General features: G+C 66.4%; 13 protein-coding genes and 1 tRNA gene. 5 read left to right on the top strand and 9 right to left on the bottom strand.

Features of this window, described 5'->3' with window-relative positions; translation table 11 throughout:
* The first annotated feature begins 400 nt into the window (after window positions 1-400).
* Window positions 401-1,258, top strand: coding sequence for an oxygenase MpaB family protein (locus OG716_RS36990; protein WP_405134898.1), 858 nt, complete (start codon window positions 401-403; stop codon window positions 1,256-1,258).
* Between the two features lie 28 nt (window positions 1,259-1,286).
* Here the strand turns inward: OG716_RS36990 and OG716_RS36985 are convergent, their stop codons facing one another.
* Entirely contained in the window at window positions 1,287-1,919 is a 633-nt protein-coding gene (locus OG716_RS36985; protein ID WP_405134897.1) for a TetR/AcrR family transcriptional regulator, read from the bottom strand.
* Between the two features lie 145 nt (window positions 1,920-2,064).
* Between OG716_RS36985 and OG716_RS36980 the strand changes: the two genes are divergently transcribed.
* Entirely contained in the window at window positions 2,065-2,931 is an 867-nt protein-coding gene (locus OG716_RS36980; protein WP_405134896.1) for an oxygenase MpaB family protein, read from the top strand.
* Between the two features lie 3 nt (window positions 2,932-2,934).
* Here the strand turns inward: OG716_RS36980 and OG716_RS36975 are convergent, their stop codons facing one another.
* The 8 genes from OG716_RS36975 to OG716_RS36940 all read right to left on the bottom strand — a co-directional run bounded on the left by OG716_RS36975 (window position 2,935) and on the right by OG716_RS36940 (window position 12,832).
* Entirely contained in the window at window positions 2,935-3,345 is a 411-nt protein-coding gene (locus OG716_RS36975; protein ID WP_405134895.1) for a hypothetical protein, read from the bottom strand.
* A 119-nt stretch (window positions 3,346-3,464) separates the two neighbouring features.
* On the bottom strand, window positions 3,465-4,484 hold the full coding sequence (locus tag OG716_RS36970; RefSeq protein WP_405134894.1) for a proline dehydrogenase family protein: 1,020 nt from the start codon (window positions 4,482-4,484) through the stop codon (window positions 3,465-3,467).
* 31 nt (window positions 4,485-4,515) lie between these two features.
* Window positions 4,516-6,153, bottom strand: coding sequence for an L-glutamate gamma-semialdehyde dehydrogenase (gene pruA / locus OG716_RS36965; protein WP_405140183.1), 1,638 nt, complete (start codon window positions 6,151-6,153; stop codon window positions 4,516-4,518).
* A gap of 60 nt (window positions 6,154-6,213) precedes the next feature.
* On the bottom strand, window positions 6,214-7,863 hold the full coding sequence (locus OG716_RS36960; RefSeq protein ID WP_355119199.1) for a GMC oxidoreductase: 1,650 nt from the start codon (window positions 7,861-7,863) through the stop codon (window positions 6,214-6,216).
* Window positions 7,864-8,165: 302 nt separating this feature from the next.
* Window positions 8,166-8,239, bottom strand: a tRNA-Asp gene (locus tag OG716_RS36955).
* A gap of 76 nt (window positions 8,240-8,315) precedes the next feature.
* Window positions 8,316-9,404, bottom strand: a complete 1,089-nt coding sequence (gene dapC / locus OG716_RS36950; RefSeq protein WP_405140181.1) for a succinyldiaminopimelate transaminase — start codon at window positions 9,402-9,404, stop codon at window positions 8,316-8,318.
* A 21-nt stretch (window positions 9,405-9,425) separates the two neighbouring features.
* The gene (fdxA, locus tag OG716_RS36945) at window positions 9,426-9,749 is read right to left on the bottom strand and encodes a ferredoxin (RefSeq protein WP_327141967.1); all 324 of its coding nucleotides are present in this window, start codon (window positions 9,747-9,749) and stop codon (window positions 9,426-9,428) included.
* Between the two features lie 479 nt (window positions 9,750-10,228).
* Window positions 10,229-12,832 carry a bifunctional FO biosynthesis protein CofGH gene (locus OG716_RS36940; protein ID WP_405134893.1) on the bottom strand — a complete coding sequence of 868 codons (2,604 nt, stop codon included), beginning with the start codon at window positions 12,830-12,832 and terminating at the stop codon, window positions 10,229-10,231.
* Window positions 12,833-13,432: 600 nt separating this feature from the next.
* Between OG716_RS36940 and OG716_RS36935 the strand changes: the two genes are divergently transcribed.
* The 3 genes from OG716_RS36935 to OG716_RS36925 all read left to right on the top strand — a co-directional run bounded on the left by OG716_RS36935 (window position 13,433) and on the right by OG716_RS36925 (window position 17,463).
* Window positions 13,433-14,896, top strand: coding sequence for a hypothetical protein (locus OG716_RS36935; RefSeq protein WP_405134892.1), 1,464 nt, complete (start codon window positions 13,433-13,435; stop codon window positions 14,894-14,896).
* Between the two features lie 312 nt (window positions 14,897-15,208).
* Window positions 15,209-15,757, top strand: a complete 549-nt coding sequence (locus OG716_RS36930; RefSeq protein ID WP_405134891.1) for a PH domain-containing protein — start codon at window positions 15,209-15,211, stop codon at window positions 15,755-15,757.
* Window positions 15,754-17,463: a PH domain-containing protein gene (locus OG716_RS36925; RefSeq protein WP_405134890.1), complete on the top strand. Its 1,710-nt coding sequence runs from the start codon at window positions 15,754-15,756 to the stop codon at window positions 17,461-17,463. Before OG716_RS36930 ends, OG716_RS36925 begins: the two co-directional genes overlap by 4 nt.
* The last annotated feature ends 6 nt before the right edge of the window (window positions 17,464-17,469 follow it).

The raw sequence follows: 17,469 nt of genomic DNA, 5'->3' as shown, positions 1-17,469 counted from the left end.
CAGATCGCAAATCTTCCATCGGGCACCGCACAATCAAGATCACACGTTCGTCGATGTTGATAACTGCCCGTCTGCGTCCTATTCAGCCGGGGGCTGCTGCCAGCAAATCTCGTGTGACAGGCAACCAGTCGACGTCATAAAACGTGGCGATCAAAGCTTTACGGAAGAAGAGCATCCGGATCCGCCACCGGTTCCTCGAACTTGGACCGGGGCGACATCCGAAACACGAAGCGGCCCGGAACTCTCCGGGCCGCTTCGCTGTTCTCCGGGCAGCGGCAGCCGCGGCGATGGCCGCGACCGGGACACGAATCGGGCGCGAACCCGCCAAGTCGGTTGACAGGTGAGCCGAGTGGGTAAGAAAGTTTATGTATAACCTTCTCACTCGAGGATGTGGTCAACGATGACCAGGCCGCTCAGCGCTCTGCCGCAAACGCCCCCGACCGCGGAACCACCCATCGATATCCGGCAGTTCCTCGACGGCGCCGTCGGACTGCTCGGCGGGGCGGCCAATGTGATCATGCAGCTCTCCCTCCGGCCTGTCGGCTACGGCGTGGTCGAGAGCCCGGTGGAGAGCGGGAACGTCATGATCCACCCGATCAAACGCCTGCGCACCACCGTCACCTACCTGGCCGTGGCGCTGCTCGGCACCGATTCCGATCGCGAGGCCTATCGCACGGCGGTCGACACCTCACACCGGCAGGTGCGGTCCCGCCCCGGAAATCCGGTGAAGTACAACGCTTTCGACCCCCGGCTGCAGCTCTGGGTGGCGGCCTGCCTCTACTGGGGCGCCCAGGACCTCTACGAGCGCATGCACGGCGAGATGAAACCGGCCGATGCCGACGCGTTCTACCGGTACTCCGCCCGGCTGGGCACCACACTGCAGATGCGCCCGGAGATGTGGCCCGCCGATCGTCCAGCGTTCGAACGCTATTGGACCGAGAATCTGGCCGGCACGGTCATCGACCCGAAGATTCGCGCCTATTTCGAGGACCTCATCGATCTGAAGATGATGCCCGCGCCGGTACAGCTGGCGTTCGGCGGCATCCACCGCTTCTTCGTCACCGGCCTACTGCCGCAACATCTTCGGGACGAGATGGGGATGACCTGGTCACCGCGTCAGGATTGGCTGCTGGCCCGCACCCTGCGCGCGATCGGCGCGGCCGAGGCGGTGGTACCGACCCCGGTACGCAGCTTCCCGCTCAATGCCTATCTGCTGGATATGCGGCTGCGCCGGCGACTGGGCCGTCCCCTGGTATAACCCGCCGTTCATCTGAAGGCGTTGCGCGTCAGTAGATCCGGAATCCCGGCACCACATGATCGATGGCGAATCGGCGCAATGCCGCTTCGTCATCGAGCGGAATAACCGTCTGCGGGGTCAGCGCCAGCGAGAGTGCGCTGCGCGCAATCATTTCCGCGAGCGGCAGCGGATCGTATTGGGGAAGTTTGCCTTCCGATTGCAGGCGCGTAATGAATTCGGCGACATAATCACGGCCCAGTTCGATGACGGCCGCGCCCTGCACGGTGAGGTAGGGCAGTACCATCTCCGGCTCGGTTTTGAGGAGTCGCTCCAGCAGTACATTGCCGCGCAGTCCCTCGATGCAGGCGACGAACAGGGCGACGATCTGCTCCTGGGCGCCGGCGTCCCGCTCGCTCTGCGAGTGCACCGCGGCATCCACATCGGCGATGAACTGCCGGGCCTGCCGCAGCCCGACGGCCTGGATCAGATCGGATTTGCCGGCGAATCGCCGATAGAGTGTGGCGAGCGACAGGCCGCCGCGGCGGGCGACCTCGACCATGCTGGTGCGTTTGATTCCGAAGTCCAGGAAGGCCACCAATGCGGCATCGAGCACCTTGGCCTGATTGCGGTCCTCCGGACCGGATCCGCGCACGAGCGGCAGGAGTTTGGCCAGCTTGGCCATGGTCCGGCCCCTTTCGAGTCGCGAAGATACGATGAGGCACCAATCATCGCACATTGACAGTGCGGCACCTCGATGAGAAGGTGAGAGCAAGAGTTTCTCACACTCTCCTCATTGGTGAGGAATGACGACGAGGATCGAGTCAACGATGACCGCCCCCCTGCGCAAGTCTTTCGATGATGCCTCCGGCCTGCCGGAACCACTGACTCCGGAAACCGTCCGCGCACATATCGACGGTGTCGCCGCCTTCCTCGGCGGCGCGGCCAATGTCATCATGCAGCTGTCCCTGAAGCCCGTCGGCTACGGCGTCATGGAGAGCGATGTCCGCAGCGGCAGCGTCATGGTGCGCCCGATCAAACGGCTGCGCACCACCCTCACCTACATCGCGGTCGCCATGATCGGCAATGACGAGGATCGCGCCGCCTACCGCGAAGCCGTCAATACCTCGCACCGCACCGTGCGCACCAAGCCGACCAGCCCGGTGAAGTACAACGCCTTCGATCCGAAGCTGCAGCTGTGGGTGGCGGCCTGCCTGTACTGGGGCATCGACGATCTGTACCACCGCATGCGCGGTCCGATGGATCCCGAAGTGGCAGCAGCCTTCTACCAGTACGGCGCCCGACTGGGCACCACGCTGCAGATGCGCGCGGAAATGTGGCCGCCCACCCGCGACGCGTTCTACGCGTACTGGGAGGAAACCCTCGCCACCCGCCATATCGACGAGCCCACCCGGGCGTACTTCAATGCCCTCACCGACCTGAAGATGCTGCCGTATCCGATGCAGTTCCTGTTCGGCGGACTGCACCGCTTCATCGTGACCGCCCTACTCCCCCAGCATCTTCGGGAGGAGATGGGGATGACGTGGACGGCGCGCGACGAACGCTTCTTCGGGCGCCTGCTGCGGCTGATCTCCGCGGTCTGGACCCGGATGCCGCAGGTGATCCGGATCTTCCCGTACAACTTCTATCTCGCGGATATGCGCCTGCGCCGGCGCTTCGGACGGCCGCTGGTCTAGCCGTCACCTCGCCAGGCCGGGCAGCGCGACCAGCGGAATCGATCTCCACTGCTCCGGTACGGTTCCGGCATCGGCGACGACGGCCCGCGGGTCCGGTAGCGCACCGGGATCCAGGTCGGCGAGCCACGCGGGTTCGGCCAGCAGGTGCGTGACCCACTCCTCGGCGAGCGCGGTATCGAGGTCGATAGCGTTGTCGGGCAATACTATCGACGCGCCCGCCATACCGGCGGCCACCAGTTCGAGCACCGCGAGCGGTGTTATTTCGCGCTGATCACCGGGTTCGCCGATCGGGTTGAACCGGATGGCAATGACGTCTGCCGCGGATTCGACCGTGGCGGTGAGCAGTTGGCCGTAGAGCGGGCTGCCGGACCGCCGCCGGCGATTACCACGCGCGGTACGCGGAACGCTGTCCATGGCGCTGAAGGTATCCGCGCCGAAATCCGCTCACGAGCCGAAAGATCCGGTGCCATCGACAATGGGGGCATGTGGCAGGCCCCCATTTCACACCACCTCTTCCTGCGAATTCGCCGATCCTAACCGCGCTCGGTGAGAGCCCGGAGGAAGAATCCGATATTGGCGGGACGCTCCGCCAGCCGCCGCATCAGATAGCCGTACCACTGGGTGCCGTAGGGAATGTAGACGCGCAGCGCATGCCCGTCCTCGACCAGCCGGCGCTGTTCGGCATCACGAATCCCGTAGAGCATCTGGAATTCGAAATCACCGGGGCTGCGCCGATGTTCGGCAGAGAGCGCGAGCGCGGCCTCGATCATGGCCGGATCGTGCGAGGCGACCATGGGATACCAGCCGCCCCGCAGGAGCACGTCCAGACAGCGCAGATAGGACGAGTCCACCTCGGCCCGGCGCTGATAGGCGACCGTCTCCGGTTCCTGATAGGCCCCCTTGCACAGCCGAACCCTCGTGCCCGAGGTCACCGCGTCCCGGCAATCGTCCTCGGCGGTGCGCAGATAGGTCTGCATTGCCACTGCCAGCCAGGGAAATTCGGCGCGCGCCTGCCGCACCGCGTGCAGCGTATCGCCGGTGGTGGTGTGATCCTCCGCGTCCACCGTCACCCAAACCCGCGATTCGACGGCCTTGGCACACAGCTTGTGCAGATTCTCGGCGGCGATGGCGGGCCCGTCGACCGCGATCGACTGCCCCAGCGCGGAGAGTTTGACCGATACCTCCACGCGCGGCACCGCATCATCCGCCCGCGCGGACGCGGGCGCTCCGGCGGGACCGGGCGGCGAGGTGGTCGAACCGCCGGCCGTCACCGGCACCGCCCGATCCAGTTCGGCCAGCTGGTCGATGAGCGAAATATATTCCGCCACAGCGGCATCCGCCATCGACCGCTCGGTGGTGTACTCACCGAGGAAGTCGACGCTGACCGATCGCCCGCTGGCCAGCAGTGCCCGCACCACCGGCCCGAGTTCGGTGCGGGTCTCCCCCGCCACGAACCGCCGCACCACGGCGGCGGTGACCGGGGTCGCGGTCACCGCCCGCTTCATGCGCGGCGAACCCGCCGCGGCGAGAATCAACGGCCGTAACGGGTTCATCGGCACCTCCTGCTCGAAGCGGCCGCCGGCTTCACGGCGTATCCATATGCGGGTAGCGGTAATCGGCGGGGGCGACGAAGGCTTCCTTCACCGTGCGCGGGGCGACCCAGCGCAGCAGGTTGAGATACGACCCGGCCTTGTCGTCGGTGCCGGAGGAGCGCGCACCGCCGAAGGGCTGCTGGCCGACCACCGCGCCGGTGGGCTTGTCATTGACATAGAAGTTCCCGGCCGCGAATCGCAGTGCGGCGGCGGCCTGTTCGACGGCCTGGCGATCGCGGGCGAAAATGGCTCCCGTCAGGGCATAGGGCGAGGTCGAGTCCACCACGGCCAGCACATCCGCATACCCGTCCGGACTGCTGTCGTCGTAGACGTATACCGACAGGATGGGCCCGAAGTACTCGGTGGCGAAGGATTCGTCACCGGGATCATCGCTGAACAGCACCGTGGGCCGCACGAAGAAGCCCGCACTGTCGTCGTAGACGCCACCGGCCGGGATGCCGACGCCCTGGTCCCGGGCCCGCTCGATGGCCGCGACATTCTTGTCGTAGGAACGCCGATCGATCACCGCCCCACCGAAATTCGACAGATCCGCGACATCGCCGTAGGTGAGCTCATCCACCTCGGTCAGGAAGTCGTGCCCCATCTTCTGCCATACCGACTTGGCGATATAGGCGCGCGAAGCCGCCGAGCACTTCTGCCCCTGATACTCGTACGCGCCGCGAATCATGGCGGTGCGCAGGGCATCCGGATCGGCGGAGGAGTGCGCGACAATGAAATCCTTGCCGCCGGTCTCGCCCACCAGACGCGGATAACCGTGGTACCGGCTGATATTCGCCGCGACGCTCTGCCACAGGGACTGGAAGGTCGGGGTCGACCCGGTGAAGTGGATGCCCGCCAGTCGCGGATCCTCCAGCGCCACGTCCGAAACCCGCCTGCCGTCACCGGTGACCAGATTGATCACGCCCGGCGGCAGGCCCGCCGCCTCCAGCACCTGCATGGTGTAGTACGCCGAAAGCGTCTGTGTCGGTGAGGGTTTCCAGACCACGGTATTGCCCATGAGCGCCGGGGCGGTGGGCAGGTTTCCGGCGATGGCGGTGAAATTGAACGGCGTGATGGCGTAGACGAACCCCTCGAGGGGCCGGTAGTCCATCCGATTCCAGACACCCGCTGACGATTGCGGCTGCTGCTCCAGAATCTGCCGGGCGAAGGCGACATTGAAGCGCCAGAAGTCGACCAGCTCGCAGGGCGCGTCGATTTCGGCCTGCTGCACCGATTTCGACTGTCCGAGCATGGTCGCGGCGGCAATGGTCTCGCGCCACGGCCCGGCCAGTAGGTCCGCCGCCCGGAGCAGGACTGCCGCGCGTTCGTCGAACGGCAGCGCCCGCCAGGCCGGGGCGGCGGCGTTCGCGGCTTCGACGGCCGCGCTCGCCTCCTCGTGTGTGGTGTCGGTGAAGGTGCCGAGCACATGGTGATGCCGATGCGGCATGACTATGTCGGCACGTTCACCGGTACCGGGTTGATGTTTGCCGCCGATCACCAGCGGCACGTCGACGGATCCTGCGGAGATTTCGGCGAGCCTGCCCGTCAGCAGTTCACGTTCTCGACTACCCGGTGCATAGGTGTGCACCGGTTCGTTTGCGGGGGCAGGGACAACCGTGACAGCGTCCATATCCCAGGCTATCGCGAACAACACGACCGCTGGGGTGCAGACGCACCGAAACTTCTGCGGTTACTTCAGATCTGTCGCGATGATTTTCTCGATATTGCGCTCTGCCAGCGCCGTAATGGTGACAAAGGGATTCACCGTCGTCATGCCCGGAATGAGCGATCCGTCGATGACGTACAGCCCCGGATAGGAGGTGAGCCGCCCGTAGTTGTCGGTGGACTGGTTGATCACGCAGCCGCCGAGCGGGTGGTAGGCGAAATCGTCGCCCCAGGTCTTGTACGTGCCGAACAGGTCGGTGCGGTAGATCGTCCCCTCCTTGCTGTTGATCTTGTCGAAAATGCGCTTGGCCGCATCGATGCCCGGCTGATTCCAGGCCGTCTGCCAGTTCAGGTCCACCCCGCCGCTGCCGGAGTTGTAGCTGAACGTGCCGCGATTCGGGTTCTTGGTGATCGCCAGATAGAGGCTGGCGAAGGTCTCGATCCCGGCCGGGAACGGCGATACCTCGGCGAACGCCGGACCGCCGGCATCGGCCCAGTTGTCGATGCCCAGACAGGGAATACACGATTGCAGCGCGCCGGTCGCGTCCCAGGCCTGGTTCTGCCGCGCCACCATGACATTGCCGTTGTTGCCCCAGCCGGTGCCGACCGAATCCGGCAGATTGGGCAGCTTGCCCGTGGCCTTCTGGGTGACCAGCAGCTTGCTGGTGCCGACACTGCCCGCCGCGAAGAAGACCCGCTGCGCCACAATGTTTTTGGTGGCCACGGTATTGCCGCTGGTATCGATCTGCTTCATGGTCACCTGGTAGCCGCCGGTGGTCGGCGCGACCGCGGTGACCATGTGCTGCGGCGTGATGCCGACCTTGCCGGTGGCGACGGCGGCGGCGAGGTAGGTCTTGTCCAGCGACTTCTTGCCGAAGTTATTGCCGTAGATGACCTCGGCATTGAGCGCCGACCGGGTGACGGTGTTCGCCTGCTCCTGCTTCATATAGTTGAAGTCGTAGACGTTCGGCACGAAGGTGTACGAAAACCCGGACCGCTGCGCCTGTTTGCGGCCCACCCGCGCGAACTGATAGCAGTCCGCGGTCTCGAACCAGGTCTGGTCGATCTGATTGACCCCGAGCGCGGTATTGGCGCGCGGGTAGTAGGTGCCGTACATCTCGCCCGCGTCCACCGACGGCAGGATGCTCGCGAAGTTCTCCTGCTTCGGCGTCACCGCCATGCCGCCGTTGACCAGTGAGCCGCCGCCGACGCCGCGACCCTGGTAGACCCGAATCCCGCTGAACTGCTCGGAATCCAGCACACCGGTGTAGCTGCTGATGGACTTGTTGTAGGGCGCGCCCATGAAGTGATTGACCGGCTGATCGGTCTCGGTGCGCAGCCAGAACGACCGGCCGTCCGGATTGAGCATGTTGCAGAAGACTTTTCCGTCGGAGCCGGCCTGCGACCACGACATGCCCTTCTCCACAATCGCGACATCGACCCCCGCCTGGGCCAGCCGCAGTGCAGCAACCGCTCCGCCATAGCCCGAACCGATGACCAGCACCGGAACTTTGTCCCCATCGGCCAGCTGCTTGGTCGGCAGCGCCTGCGCCGGGGCCTTCGTGGCGAGTACCGCGGCGCCCAAAATGACACCTGTTGCAGCTAGAAAACCCCGACGGCTGACATTACTGCCGAACTGGCTGCTACCAGCGTTTTCATAGACAAATCCGCGCATGGATCGGCTCCTCATCGAGACCTAGGTGGGAACCTGTTATACGAACTGTGAAGTGCCCGTGTGTCACTTTTGCGCAAAACTGAACACTTCGATCGGCGAGTCGACAAAGCGTGTCGCGCAACACAATAGCGAACCGAAAACGGGGTTCTAAAAGGCGACAACTGATTTCGCGAGGCCCGGGTAACTCACCGGGTACGTCCAAAATGGTTTCGGCTCTCAACCGCAGGCACGCGTGCCCAACGAGAAACGGCTCCCAGGCCGTGCGCAAAAGTTCCGGAGAGGCGGAACAGGCGGAACAGCTGCGACCCTGACGGGACTCGAACCCGCGACCTCCGCCGTGACAGGGCGGCGCGCTAACCAACTGCGCTACAGGGCCATGCTTGATGTCGAAGCAAAACCACCGGGCCTTGCAACGCGGTAGACGTTAGCACGACCCGGTGGGCAAGAGTAAATCAGCTGTTCAGGCGTTCAACCGCCGCGGCGATGCGTTCGTCGGTGGCGGTCAGCGCGATCCGCACATGCTGTGCGCCACGGGGGCCGTAGAACTCGCCGGGCGCGGCCAGAATGCCGCGTTCGGCCAGCCAGTCCAGCGTGGTGCGGCAGGGCTCGTCCCGGGTCGACCAGAGGTACAGTCCGGCCTCCGAATCGTCGATCCGGAACCCGGACTCCAGCAAGGCCTTTCGCAGCAGCTCGCGGCGGGCACGGTAGCGCTCGCGCTGCTGCGCCTCGTGCGTATCGTCGCCGAGGGCCGCGGTCATGGCGGACTGGATCGGGAAGGGCAGCATCATGCCGGAGTGCTTGCGCACCTCCAGCAGTTCCGCGACCAGCGCCGGATCACCGGTCACGAAACCGGCGCGGTAGCTGGCCAGATTGGAGGTCTTGGACAGCGAGTGGATGGCGAGCAGTCCGGTGTGGTCGCCGTCGCACACCTCGGGATCGAGGATCGAGACCGCGCGGCCCTCCCAGGCCAGGCCCAGATAGCACTCGTCGGAGGCCAGGACCGCGCCCCGCTCGCGCGCGAATTCGACCACCTTGCGCAGATGTTCGACGCCGAGCACCTTGCCGGTCGGATTGGACGGCGAGTTCAGGAAGATCAGCGCCGGGCGCTCCGGGCCGACTTGAGTCACACTGTCCGCCCGCAGGATTCGCGTGCCCGCCAGCAGCCCGCCCACCTCGTAGGTCGGATAGGCCACCTCGGGAATCACGACCAGATCGCCGGAGCCCAGCCCCAGCGTGCGCGGCAGTCCGGCGATCAGCTCCTTGGTGCCGATCACCGGAAGCACCGCCTCCGGCGTCACGCCGGTGATCCCGAACCGCCGCTTCAGTGCTGCGACAACAGCTTCGCGCAATTCGGGGGTGCCGTGCGTGGTCGGATAACCGGGCACCGCGGCCACCGCGGCCAGGGCCTGCTGGATCAGCGGGTCCACCGGATCGACCGGTGTGCCCACGGAAAGATCCACCAGGCCGCCCGGATGCGAAGCTGCCTTCGCCTTCACGGAAGTGATGGTGTCCCAAGGGAAATCGGGTAGTAGCGCACTCACCCGGCCACGCGCGACCAAGACCTACTCCGCGGCCATCGGGGGTAGCGCCGCGATGAACGGCACGTCGAAGTCCACCTTGCCGACCTTGGTCGCGCCACCCGGCGAACCCAGATCGTCGAACCACTCGACATTGGCGCTGATGTAACCGCTCCATTGATCCGGAGTGTCGTCCTCGTAGAAGATGGCCTCTACCGGGCACACCGGTTCACATGCACCACAGTCCACGCACTCGTCCGGTTGGATGTAGAGCATGCGGCCGCCCTCGTAGATGCAATCTACGGGGCACTCCTCGATGCACGCCTTATCCTTCACGTCAACGCACGGTTCAGCGATGATGTACGGCACTGCCGTTCTCCTAGTCTGTCCTCACATGCGGGATAGTCCGCCCCGCCGGAACAGTATCCCGGCGGGTTAAGGCTACTACCGGTCAGCCTGACCTAAGTATTGGCTGTGTTTAATTTGCCCTCCGCTTCGCTCCGGGCGGGGTCGTGGCCCTGTTACCCGGTTCTTCCCTCCCTCCGCTCCTCCGCTTCGCTCCCCCGCTCCACTCAGTCCAGAACCGGGCGGGCCACGACCTTGCAGTACGTGGCCCGAGTGCGACGGACCCTGGAGTACACGGCCTGAGTGGTCAGGCGACTGTCAGGGATGCTGGTGAACGGTGCGGCGGGACACCGTAGGTGGTGGTGCCCCGGCGGACGGGGCGGCCTATGCCGGTGGCGATCTCGGTCCGCTCCCCCGCTCCACTCAGTCCAGAACAGGGCGGGCCACGACCTTGCAGTACGTGGCCCGAGTGCGACGGACCCTGGAGTACACGGCCTGAGTGGTCAGGCGACTGTCAGGGATGCTGGTGAACGGTGCGGCGGGACACCGTAGGTGGTGGTGCGCTGGCGGACGGGGCGGCCTATGCCGGTGGCGATCTCGGTGAGTTCCTCGACCGATTTCGCGGAGCCGTGCTCGGAGCCGGCCATGCGGGAGATGGTCTCCTCCATGAGCGTTCCGCCCACATCGTTGGCGCCGCCGTTCAGCATCAACTGGGTTCCCTTGATGCCGAGCTTGACCCAGCTGGTCTGAATATTGTCGATGCGGCCGTGCAGCATGATGCGCGAGAGCGCGTGCGCGGCCCGGTTGTCGCGCACGGTCGGGCCCGGGCGCGAGGCTCCCGCCAGGTACAACGGCGCGCTCTGATGCACGAACGGGAGCAGCACGAATTCGGTGAAACCACCTGTCTCGTCCTGGATTCCGCGCAGCACGCGCAAATGCCCGACCCAGTGCTTCGGATTGTCCACGTGGCCGTACATCATGGTCGAGCTGGAGCGGATGCCCAGTTTGTGCGCGGTGGTGATGACCTCGATCCAGGCCGAGGTGGGCAGCTTGCCCTTGGTGAGCACCCAGCGCACCTCATCGTCCAGAATCTCGGCGGCGGTGCCCGGAATGGTGTCCAGCCCAGCCTCTTTCAGGGCCGCGAGCCAGTCGTGAATGCTCTGCCCACCGCGTGAAGCCCCATTGACGACCTCCATGGGGCTGAAGGCGTGCACATGCATGCCGGGGACCCGCGCCTTGATCGCGCGCACCAGATCCGCATAGCCGGTGACGGGCAGCTCCGGATCGATGCCGCCCTGCATGCAGATCTCGGTCGCACCCTCGACATGCGCCTCCCAGGCGCGGTCGGCGACCTCCGAAGCGCTCAGCGTGAAGGCGTCCGCATCACCCTTGCGCTGCGCGAACGCGCAGAACCGGCAGCCGGTGTAGCAGATATTCGTGAAGTTGATATTCCGGTTCACGATGTAGGTGACATCGTCGCCGACGGTATCGCGGCGCAGCTGATCGGCCAGCGCGGTAATGGCTTCCAGGGCCGGGCCGTCGGCGGTGGCCAGAGCCAGGTACTGATCGTCGGTGAGCCCGGCCGGATCCTTCTCCGCGGCGTGCAGCGCGGCCAGTACGTCGGAGTCGAAGCGTTCGGGCGCGGCGACCGCGAGCTCCTTGACCTGCTCGCGAATGGTCTCCCAGTCGCCGAACGCGCCCAGACCGTCACCGGCCAGCGCGGAATCGCTGCGCGATTCGGTATTGCGGCCCTCGGAGTCGATGGCGGTATTGAGATCGACCCGGCCGACCGATTCCCAATCGTGGTCCGGCTCCTGCCACGGTAGCCCGACCGGATTCACATCCCGGGCCAGGCCCGTCGCCGGATCGGCCAGCGCCGCCACATGCCCGGAGACGCGCGGATCGATCCACGGGTGGCCCGCCTGTACATACTTCGGGTGCACCGTGAGGCGCTGGGTGAGCACAAAACCCGCATCGGCGGTGACCTGCTCGAGGGTCTCCAGGTTCGGCCAGGGCCGTTCCGGATTCACATGATCGGGGGTGAGCGGCGAGACGCCGCCCCAGTCGTCGATGCCGGCATCGATGAGCGCGCGGCATTCGGCGAGCGATACCAGATTGGGCGGGGCCTGAATCCGCATCTTCGGGCCGAGCAGCAGCCGGGCCACGGCGATGGTGGCGCAGAACTCCTCGAGACCCGCATCCGGGGTATCGCGCATGGCGGTGTCACGCTTGGCCAGGAAGTTCTGCACGATCACCTCCTGCACATGCCCGAAAGCCTTGTGCGACTTGCGAATCGCCATAATCGACTCGGCGCGCTCGGTGAGGTTCTCGCCGATGCCCACCAGAATGCCGGTGGTGAACGGCACCGAGAGCCGGCCCGCATCGGTCAGCGTGCGCAACCGCACCGCCGGATCCTTGTCCGGGCTGCCGTAGTGCGCCTGGCCCGGCTCGGTGAACAGGCGGGTGGAGGTGGTCTCCAGCATCATGCCCATGGACGGGGCCACCGGCTTGAGCCGCGACAGTTCGGCCCAGCTCATCACGCCCGGATTCAGGTGCGGCAGTAGGCCGGTTTCCTCGAGTACCCGGATGGACATGGCGCGCACATAGTCGAGGGTGGAGTCGTAACCGCGCTCGTCGAGCCACTGCCGGGCCTCCGGCCAGCGCTCCTCGGGGCGGTCACCGAGGGTGAAAAGCGCTTCCTTACAACCGAGTTCGGCGCCCTTGCGGGCGATTTCGAGAACCTCGTCGGGCTCCAGATACATACCCTTGCCCGCGGCGCGCAGCTTGCCGGGCACGGTGACGAACGTGCAGTAGTGACACTTGTCCCGGCACAGATGAGTGAGCGGGATGAATACCTTGCGCGAGTAGGTGATCGGCAGCGTCTCACCCGCATAGCCGGTCTCGCGCAGTCCCGCATCGCGCACCCGGGCCGCGGATCTGCTCAGATCTTCCAGGTCGGCGCCACGCGCCTGCAGCAGCACCACCACCTCGTCGAGGTTGAGCGTCGCGCCGTCGCGCGCCCGCCGCAACGCCCGGCGCATCCCCGAGGGGCTGGGCGGAGCCGGTGGGGTACTCGGGTTCGGTAGATCCGTCACGCTCTCGATCATGCGCCATCCATCCGGCTGATCCGACTCGGGTGCCATAAGGGTTGGCAACCGGGCGCCACGGCAGGCTATTCCGTGTCTTCTGCCTTCGCTTCGCTGCGGCGGGGTCGTGGCCCTGTTACCCGGGTCTTCCCTCCTCCGCTCCTCCGCTTCGCTCCCCCGCTCCGTCAGTCCAGACCCGGGCGGGCCACGACCTTGAAGTGGATGTTTGTTCGGGATTTATTGCCTCCGCTTCGCTGCGGCAGGGTCGTGGCCCTGTTACCCCGGTCTTCCCTCCTCCGCTCCTCCACTTCGCTCCCCCGCTCCGTCAGTCCAGACCCGGGCGGGCCACGACCTTGAAGTGGATGTTTGTTCGGGATTTATTGCCTCCGCTTCGCTGCGGCAGGGTCGTGGCCCTGTTACCCCGGTCTTCCCTCCTCCGCTCCTCCACTTCGCTCCCCCGCTCCGTCAGTCCAGACCCGGGCGGGCCACGACCTTGAAGTGGATGTTTGTTGGGGCAAATCCTTGCGGGGTCGTCGCGGCTCTTCTAAGGTCATCCGCCACGATTACTCGCATCATTCGATTCGAATATTCGCACTGGACGTTTACAGAAAGCGGGAATCCGTGTTCGAAAGACTCAGCCGCGCCACCGTCGTCGCCGCGGCCGGTGCGACGCTCCTGCTGACCGTCGCCACGAGTCCGGCCTCGGCCACCTTCGGACCGCTACCACCCGCCGACCCGTATCTGGGCCCGGTCGGCACCGCGACCATGCACGGTGATGCCGAATCCTCCGACTCGACCCCACTGCCCGGACCCGGCACCGGCGGTATCAATGCCGACTTCCATGAGGAGGCCGCAGCCTGCCCGACCATCCTGCAGGGCGCGGACGGTTTCCCGCAGGCGCTGTGCACCAAGATCACCGACCGCTCGCCCGAGGTGCTGCTGCTCGACCCGAACAGTGGAAATACGCTCGCCACACTGGATCTCACCAAGGGCAGCCTGCTCGGCGGCGTGTATGCCTACCTGGACGAGCAGAACCGCATGGTCACCGTCGACGGCAGCGGCAATCTGCTGCGCATCGGGCACCAGCGCGGCGGCGACGGGTCCTGGACGCTGTCCATCGCGTCGAAAACGCCTGTGTCGCAGGCGGTTACCGCGCACTGCGGCGGCGGATCCTGCGATGAGGTCGCCGCGGTGACGCCCGACTACGACGGCCGCGTCTGGTTCGCCACCGACAATGGCGCCGCCGGTTACGTGGATCCGGCCACCGGCGCGGCCCGCGCCATCGAACTCGCGCCCGGCGAAACGGTGGCCAACTCCATCTCCTCGGCGCCGCAGGGCGTCTCCATCGCCACCGATCACGCGCTCTACCAGCTGAACACCGATTCCTCGGGCAATCCGCAGATCCTGTGGCGGCAGCCCTACGATCGCGGCCCCGCGCGCAAACCCGGTCAGCTGAGCTGGGGCACCGGCGCCACCCCCACCTTCTTCGGACCCGGCAGCGGCACCGAATACGTCGCCATCACCGATAACGCGGCGCCCAAGGAAAACCTGCTGGTATTCGACACCGCCACCGGACACAGCGTCTGCTCGGTACCGGCCATCGACGGCACCGAGAACTCCCCCATCGGCTCGGGCAACAGTCTCTTCGTCGCCAGCACCTACGGCTACCCGTACCCGCAACTGCCCGCGAACGCCGGACCGAGCCAACCGGCCAGCGCATCCTTCACCGGCGGCATGACCCGCATCGACGTCACCGGCTCCGGCTGCTCGGTGGTGTGGACCGATACCGTTCCCTCGGCCGCGGTCCCCCGCCTCTCGGTAGCCGACGGCAAGATCTATACGATCGCCCGCTACGGCGCACTCGGCTCCGGCAGCGCCGGCCTGCTCCCCAGCGGCAGCGCCGGCGGCGTAGCCGACACCTACAAATTCACCGTCATCGACGCTGCCACCGGCACTGTCGACAGCGCACAATCCCTGGGCGCCACCACAGTTCAGGACACCCTCCAAATGGTCGGCACCATCGCCCCCGGCCGCGTGCAATACCAAGGCACCCTGAGCGGCCTCTTCCGCATCACCCCCCGCTAGCCCTGGCCGCCCCTCGACCACACAGCACCCCGCCACGCCGCACAGCACATATTCGACTGTGTGAACCAGATCCAGGCTGTGCCGTCCCGACAACGGACGGCACAGCACCACCCTCAGTCGGACAGCGTGAATTCGCGCTGTACGGAACCGGAACAGGCTGCGCGATCCCGACGGGGACGACACAGCGCTGCTGCTGGTCGGACAGGGCGTATTCGGGGTGTGGGGAAGCGGGGCGGGGTGGGCGGTGTCGATGGGGGGTGTGGGTGTGGCAACTGCCGCGCTGGGGGGCGGAATCGTGAAAGCATGGCGGGTATGTCCGATCGTCCCGCCTCAGGCGACACCCGCACCGCCTCCGGCGAGCTTCGCACCGCCCCGGGCGGCATCATGGCGGACCCGGCCTGGCACCCGAGTCCGCGGGCCAAACTGCTGTGGGCGCTCAGTGCCACGCTGTCGTGGATCGTCCCGTTCATCGCGCTGATCATCTGGATGATCGTCGATCCGCCGCGGCGCACCACGCAGGTGTGGATCCTCGGAATCGCGGTGGTGGCGGCCGCATTCAGCATTGTGGCGGTGCCGCTGTGGCGGTATGCGGTGCATCGGTGGGAGATCACCGATGAGGCCGTCTACACGCGGACCGGGTGGTTCACGCAGGAGAGCCGGGTCGCGCCGATCACCCGCGTGCAGACGGTGGACACCTACCGTGGGCCGCTGGAGCGGTTGCTCGGACTGGCCACCGTTACCGTGACCACCGCTTCCTCCGCCGGGGCCGTGCACATCAGCGCCCTGGAAACCGAGGATGCCCGGCGCACGGTCACCCAGCTCACCGAGATCGCGGCCCGGCACCGCGGAGACGCCACATGAGCCATCCGCCCGGCCCCGATCCCGCACCGCCTTATGCGCCATCTCCCTACGCGCGTCCGTCCGATGCGCAACCGACCTATGCGTCCCCGCCCGATGCGCAGCCGTCCCACACGTCCCCGGCACTTCCGAGCTCGGCGGCCGCACCCGGCGCTCCGGAGGCCGAGTCCTGGCAGCGGCTGGATCGGCGCATGCTGCTGGTACATCCCATCACCGAGCTCATCCGCTATATCCCGGTGCTGCTGGCGACCTTGATCGCCGGTGCGCGCAGCGACAGTCCGGTGTGGAGCCTCGCCGTGGTCGGGGTCATCATCACCTTCGCGCTCACCCGCTGGTTCACCACCACCTACCGCATCACCCCGGACAATCTGGAACTGCGCACGGGATTGTTTCAGCGCAAACGACTTTCGGTGCCGCGCACTCGGGTCCGATCGGTCGATGTGGAGGCCGATCTGCTGCACCGGGTGCTGGGACTGGCGGTGCTGTCCATCGGCACCGGCCAGCAGGCCGAGCGCAAGGACCGGTTCCGGCTCGACTCCCTCGACGCCCGGCTGGTGCCCGCGCTGCGCACCACACTGCTCGAGCACACTCAGATCGGATCGGAACCCGCTGCCGGACAGCAGGTTACGGAATCAGGTGAGCGCCACACCGTCGTGCTCGGGAAATCGGCGACCCCCGCCCCCGAGGCCAGGCCGCCGGTGGAAATCGCGCACTGGCAGCCGGACTGGGTGCGGTACGCCCCGCTGTCCCTGACCGGATTCGCGATCATCGCCCCGATTCTCGGCCTGGCGTTCCAGTACGGCTTCGCGAAGGTCATCGTCAATTCCGACGCCGTACAGGGATTGGAAGACGGTGGCGCACAAGCCATTGCGCTGGCGATCGCCGCGCTCCTGGTCTTCCTGGTGCTGTTCGTCAGTCTCACCGCCTGCGCCCGCTACCTCGCCACCTACTACGGGCTGCGCGTCATCGACGACGGCAGCACCCTGCACATTCGGCACGGCCTGTTCACCACCCGCCAGATCACCCTCGATCTGGCCCGGCTGCGCGGTGTCACCGTCAACGAGCCCCTGCTGCTGCGCCTGGCCGGGGCCGCCGAACTCGAAACCATTATGACCGGCACCAAATCTCGCCAGAAGATTCTGCCGCAGGCGCCGCGCACCGCGATCGATCGCACCGTCGCGCATCTGCTCGACTCGGGCGCCGATATCGGTGCCCCCAGCCCCACCGCGCCACCGCCGGTGACCGCCGCGCTGCTCCCGCACGGACCGGCCGCACAGCGGCGGCGCATCACCCGTGCCTTCAGTCCCCTCGCGCTGATCGCCCTCGCCCTGATCGCGGCATCGCTTGCGGGCGTGGACATTCCGTCCTGGCCGTGGATGCTGCTGGCCGTGGCCGCCGTCCTGGCCGCCGCGCTGGCCTGGGATCGCTACCGCGGCCTCGGCCATGCGGTGATTCCCGCCGCACACGGCAATCCCACCTGGCTGATCACTCGCAGTGGCTCCCTGGATCGCGACCGTGATTGCCTGGAGGGCCCGGGCATCATCGGCTGGACGGTCAAGCAATCCTGGTTCCAGCGCCGGGCCGGGCTGGCGACCATCACCGCCGCGACGGCCGCGGGCAAGAAGCGCTATCACGTGATCGACATCCCCTTCGAGCACGCGTGGCCGCTGATCGAGGCCGTCACTCCGGGTCAGCTCGGAACGCGCTGAGCCACA

The organism is Nocardia sp. NBC_01388, from assembly GCF_045040085.1.
GTDB lineage: Bacteria > Actinomycetota > Actinomycetes > Mycobacteriales > Mycobacteriaceae > Nocardia.
Note: the sequence above shows the minus strand (reverse complement) of the source record. Positions and strands in the feature narration are given on the sequence as shown.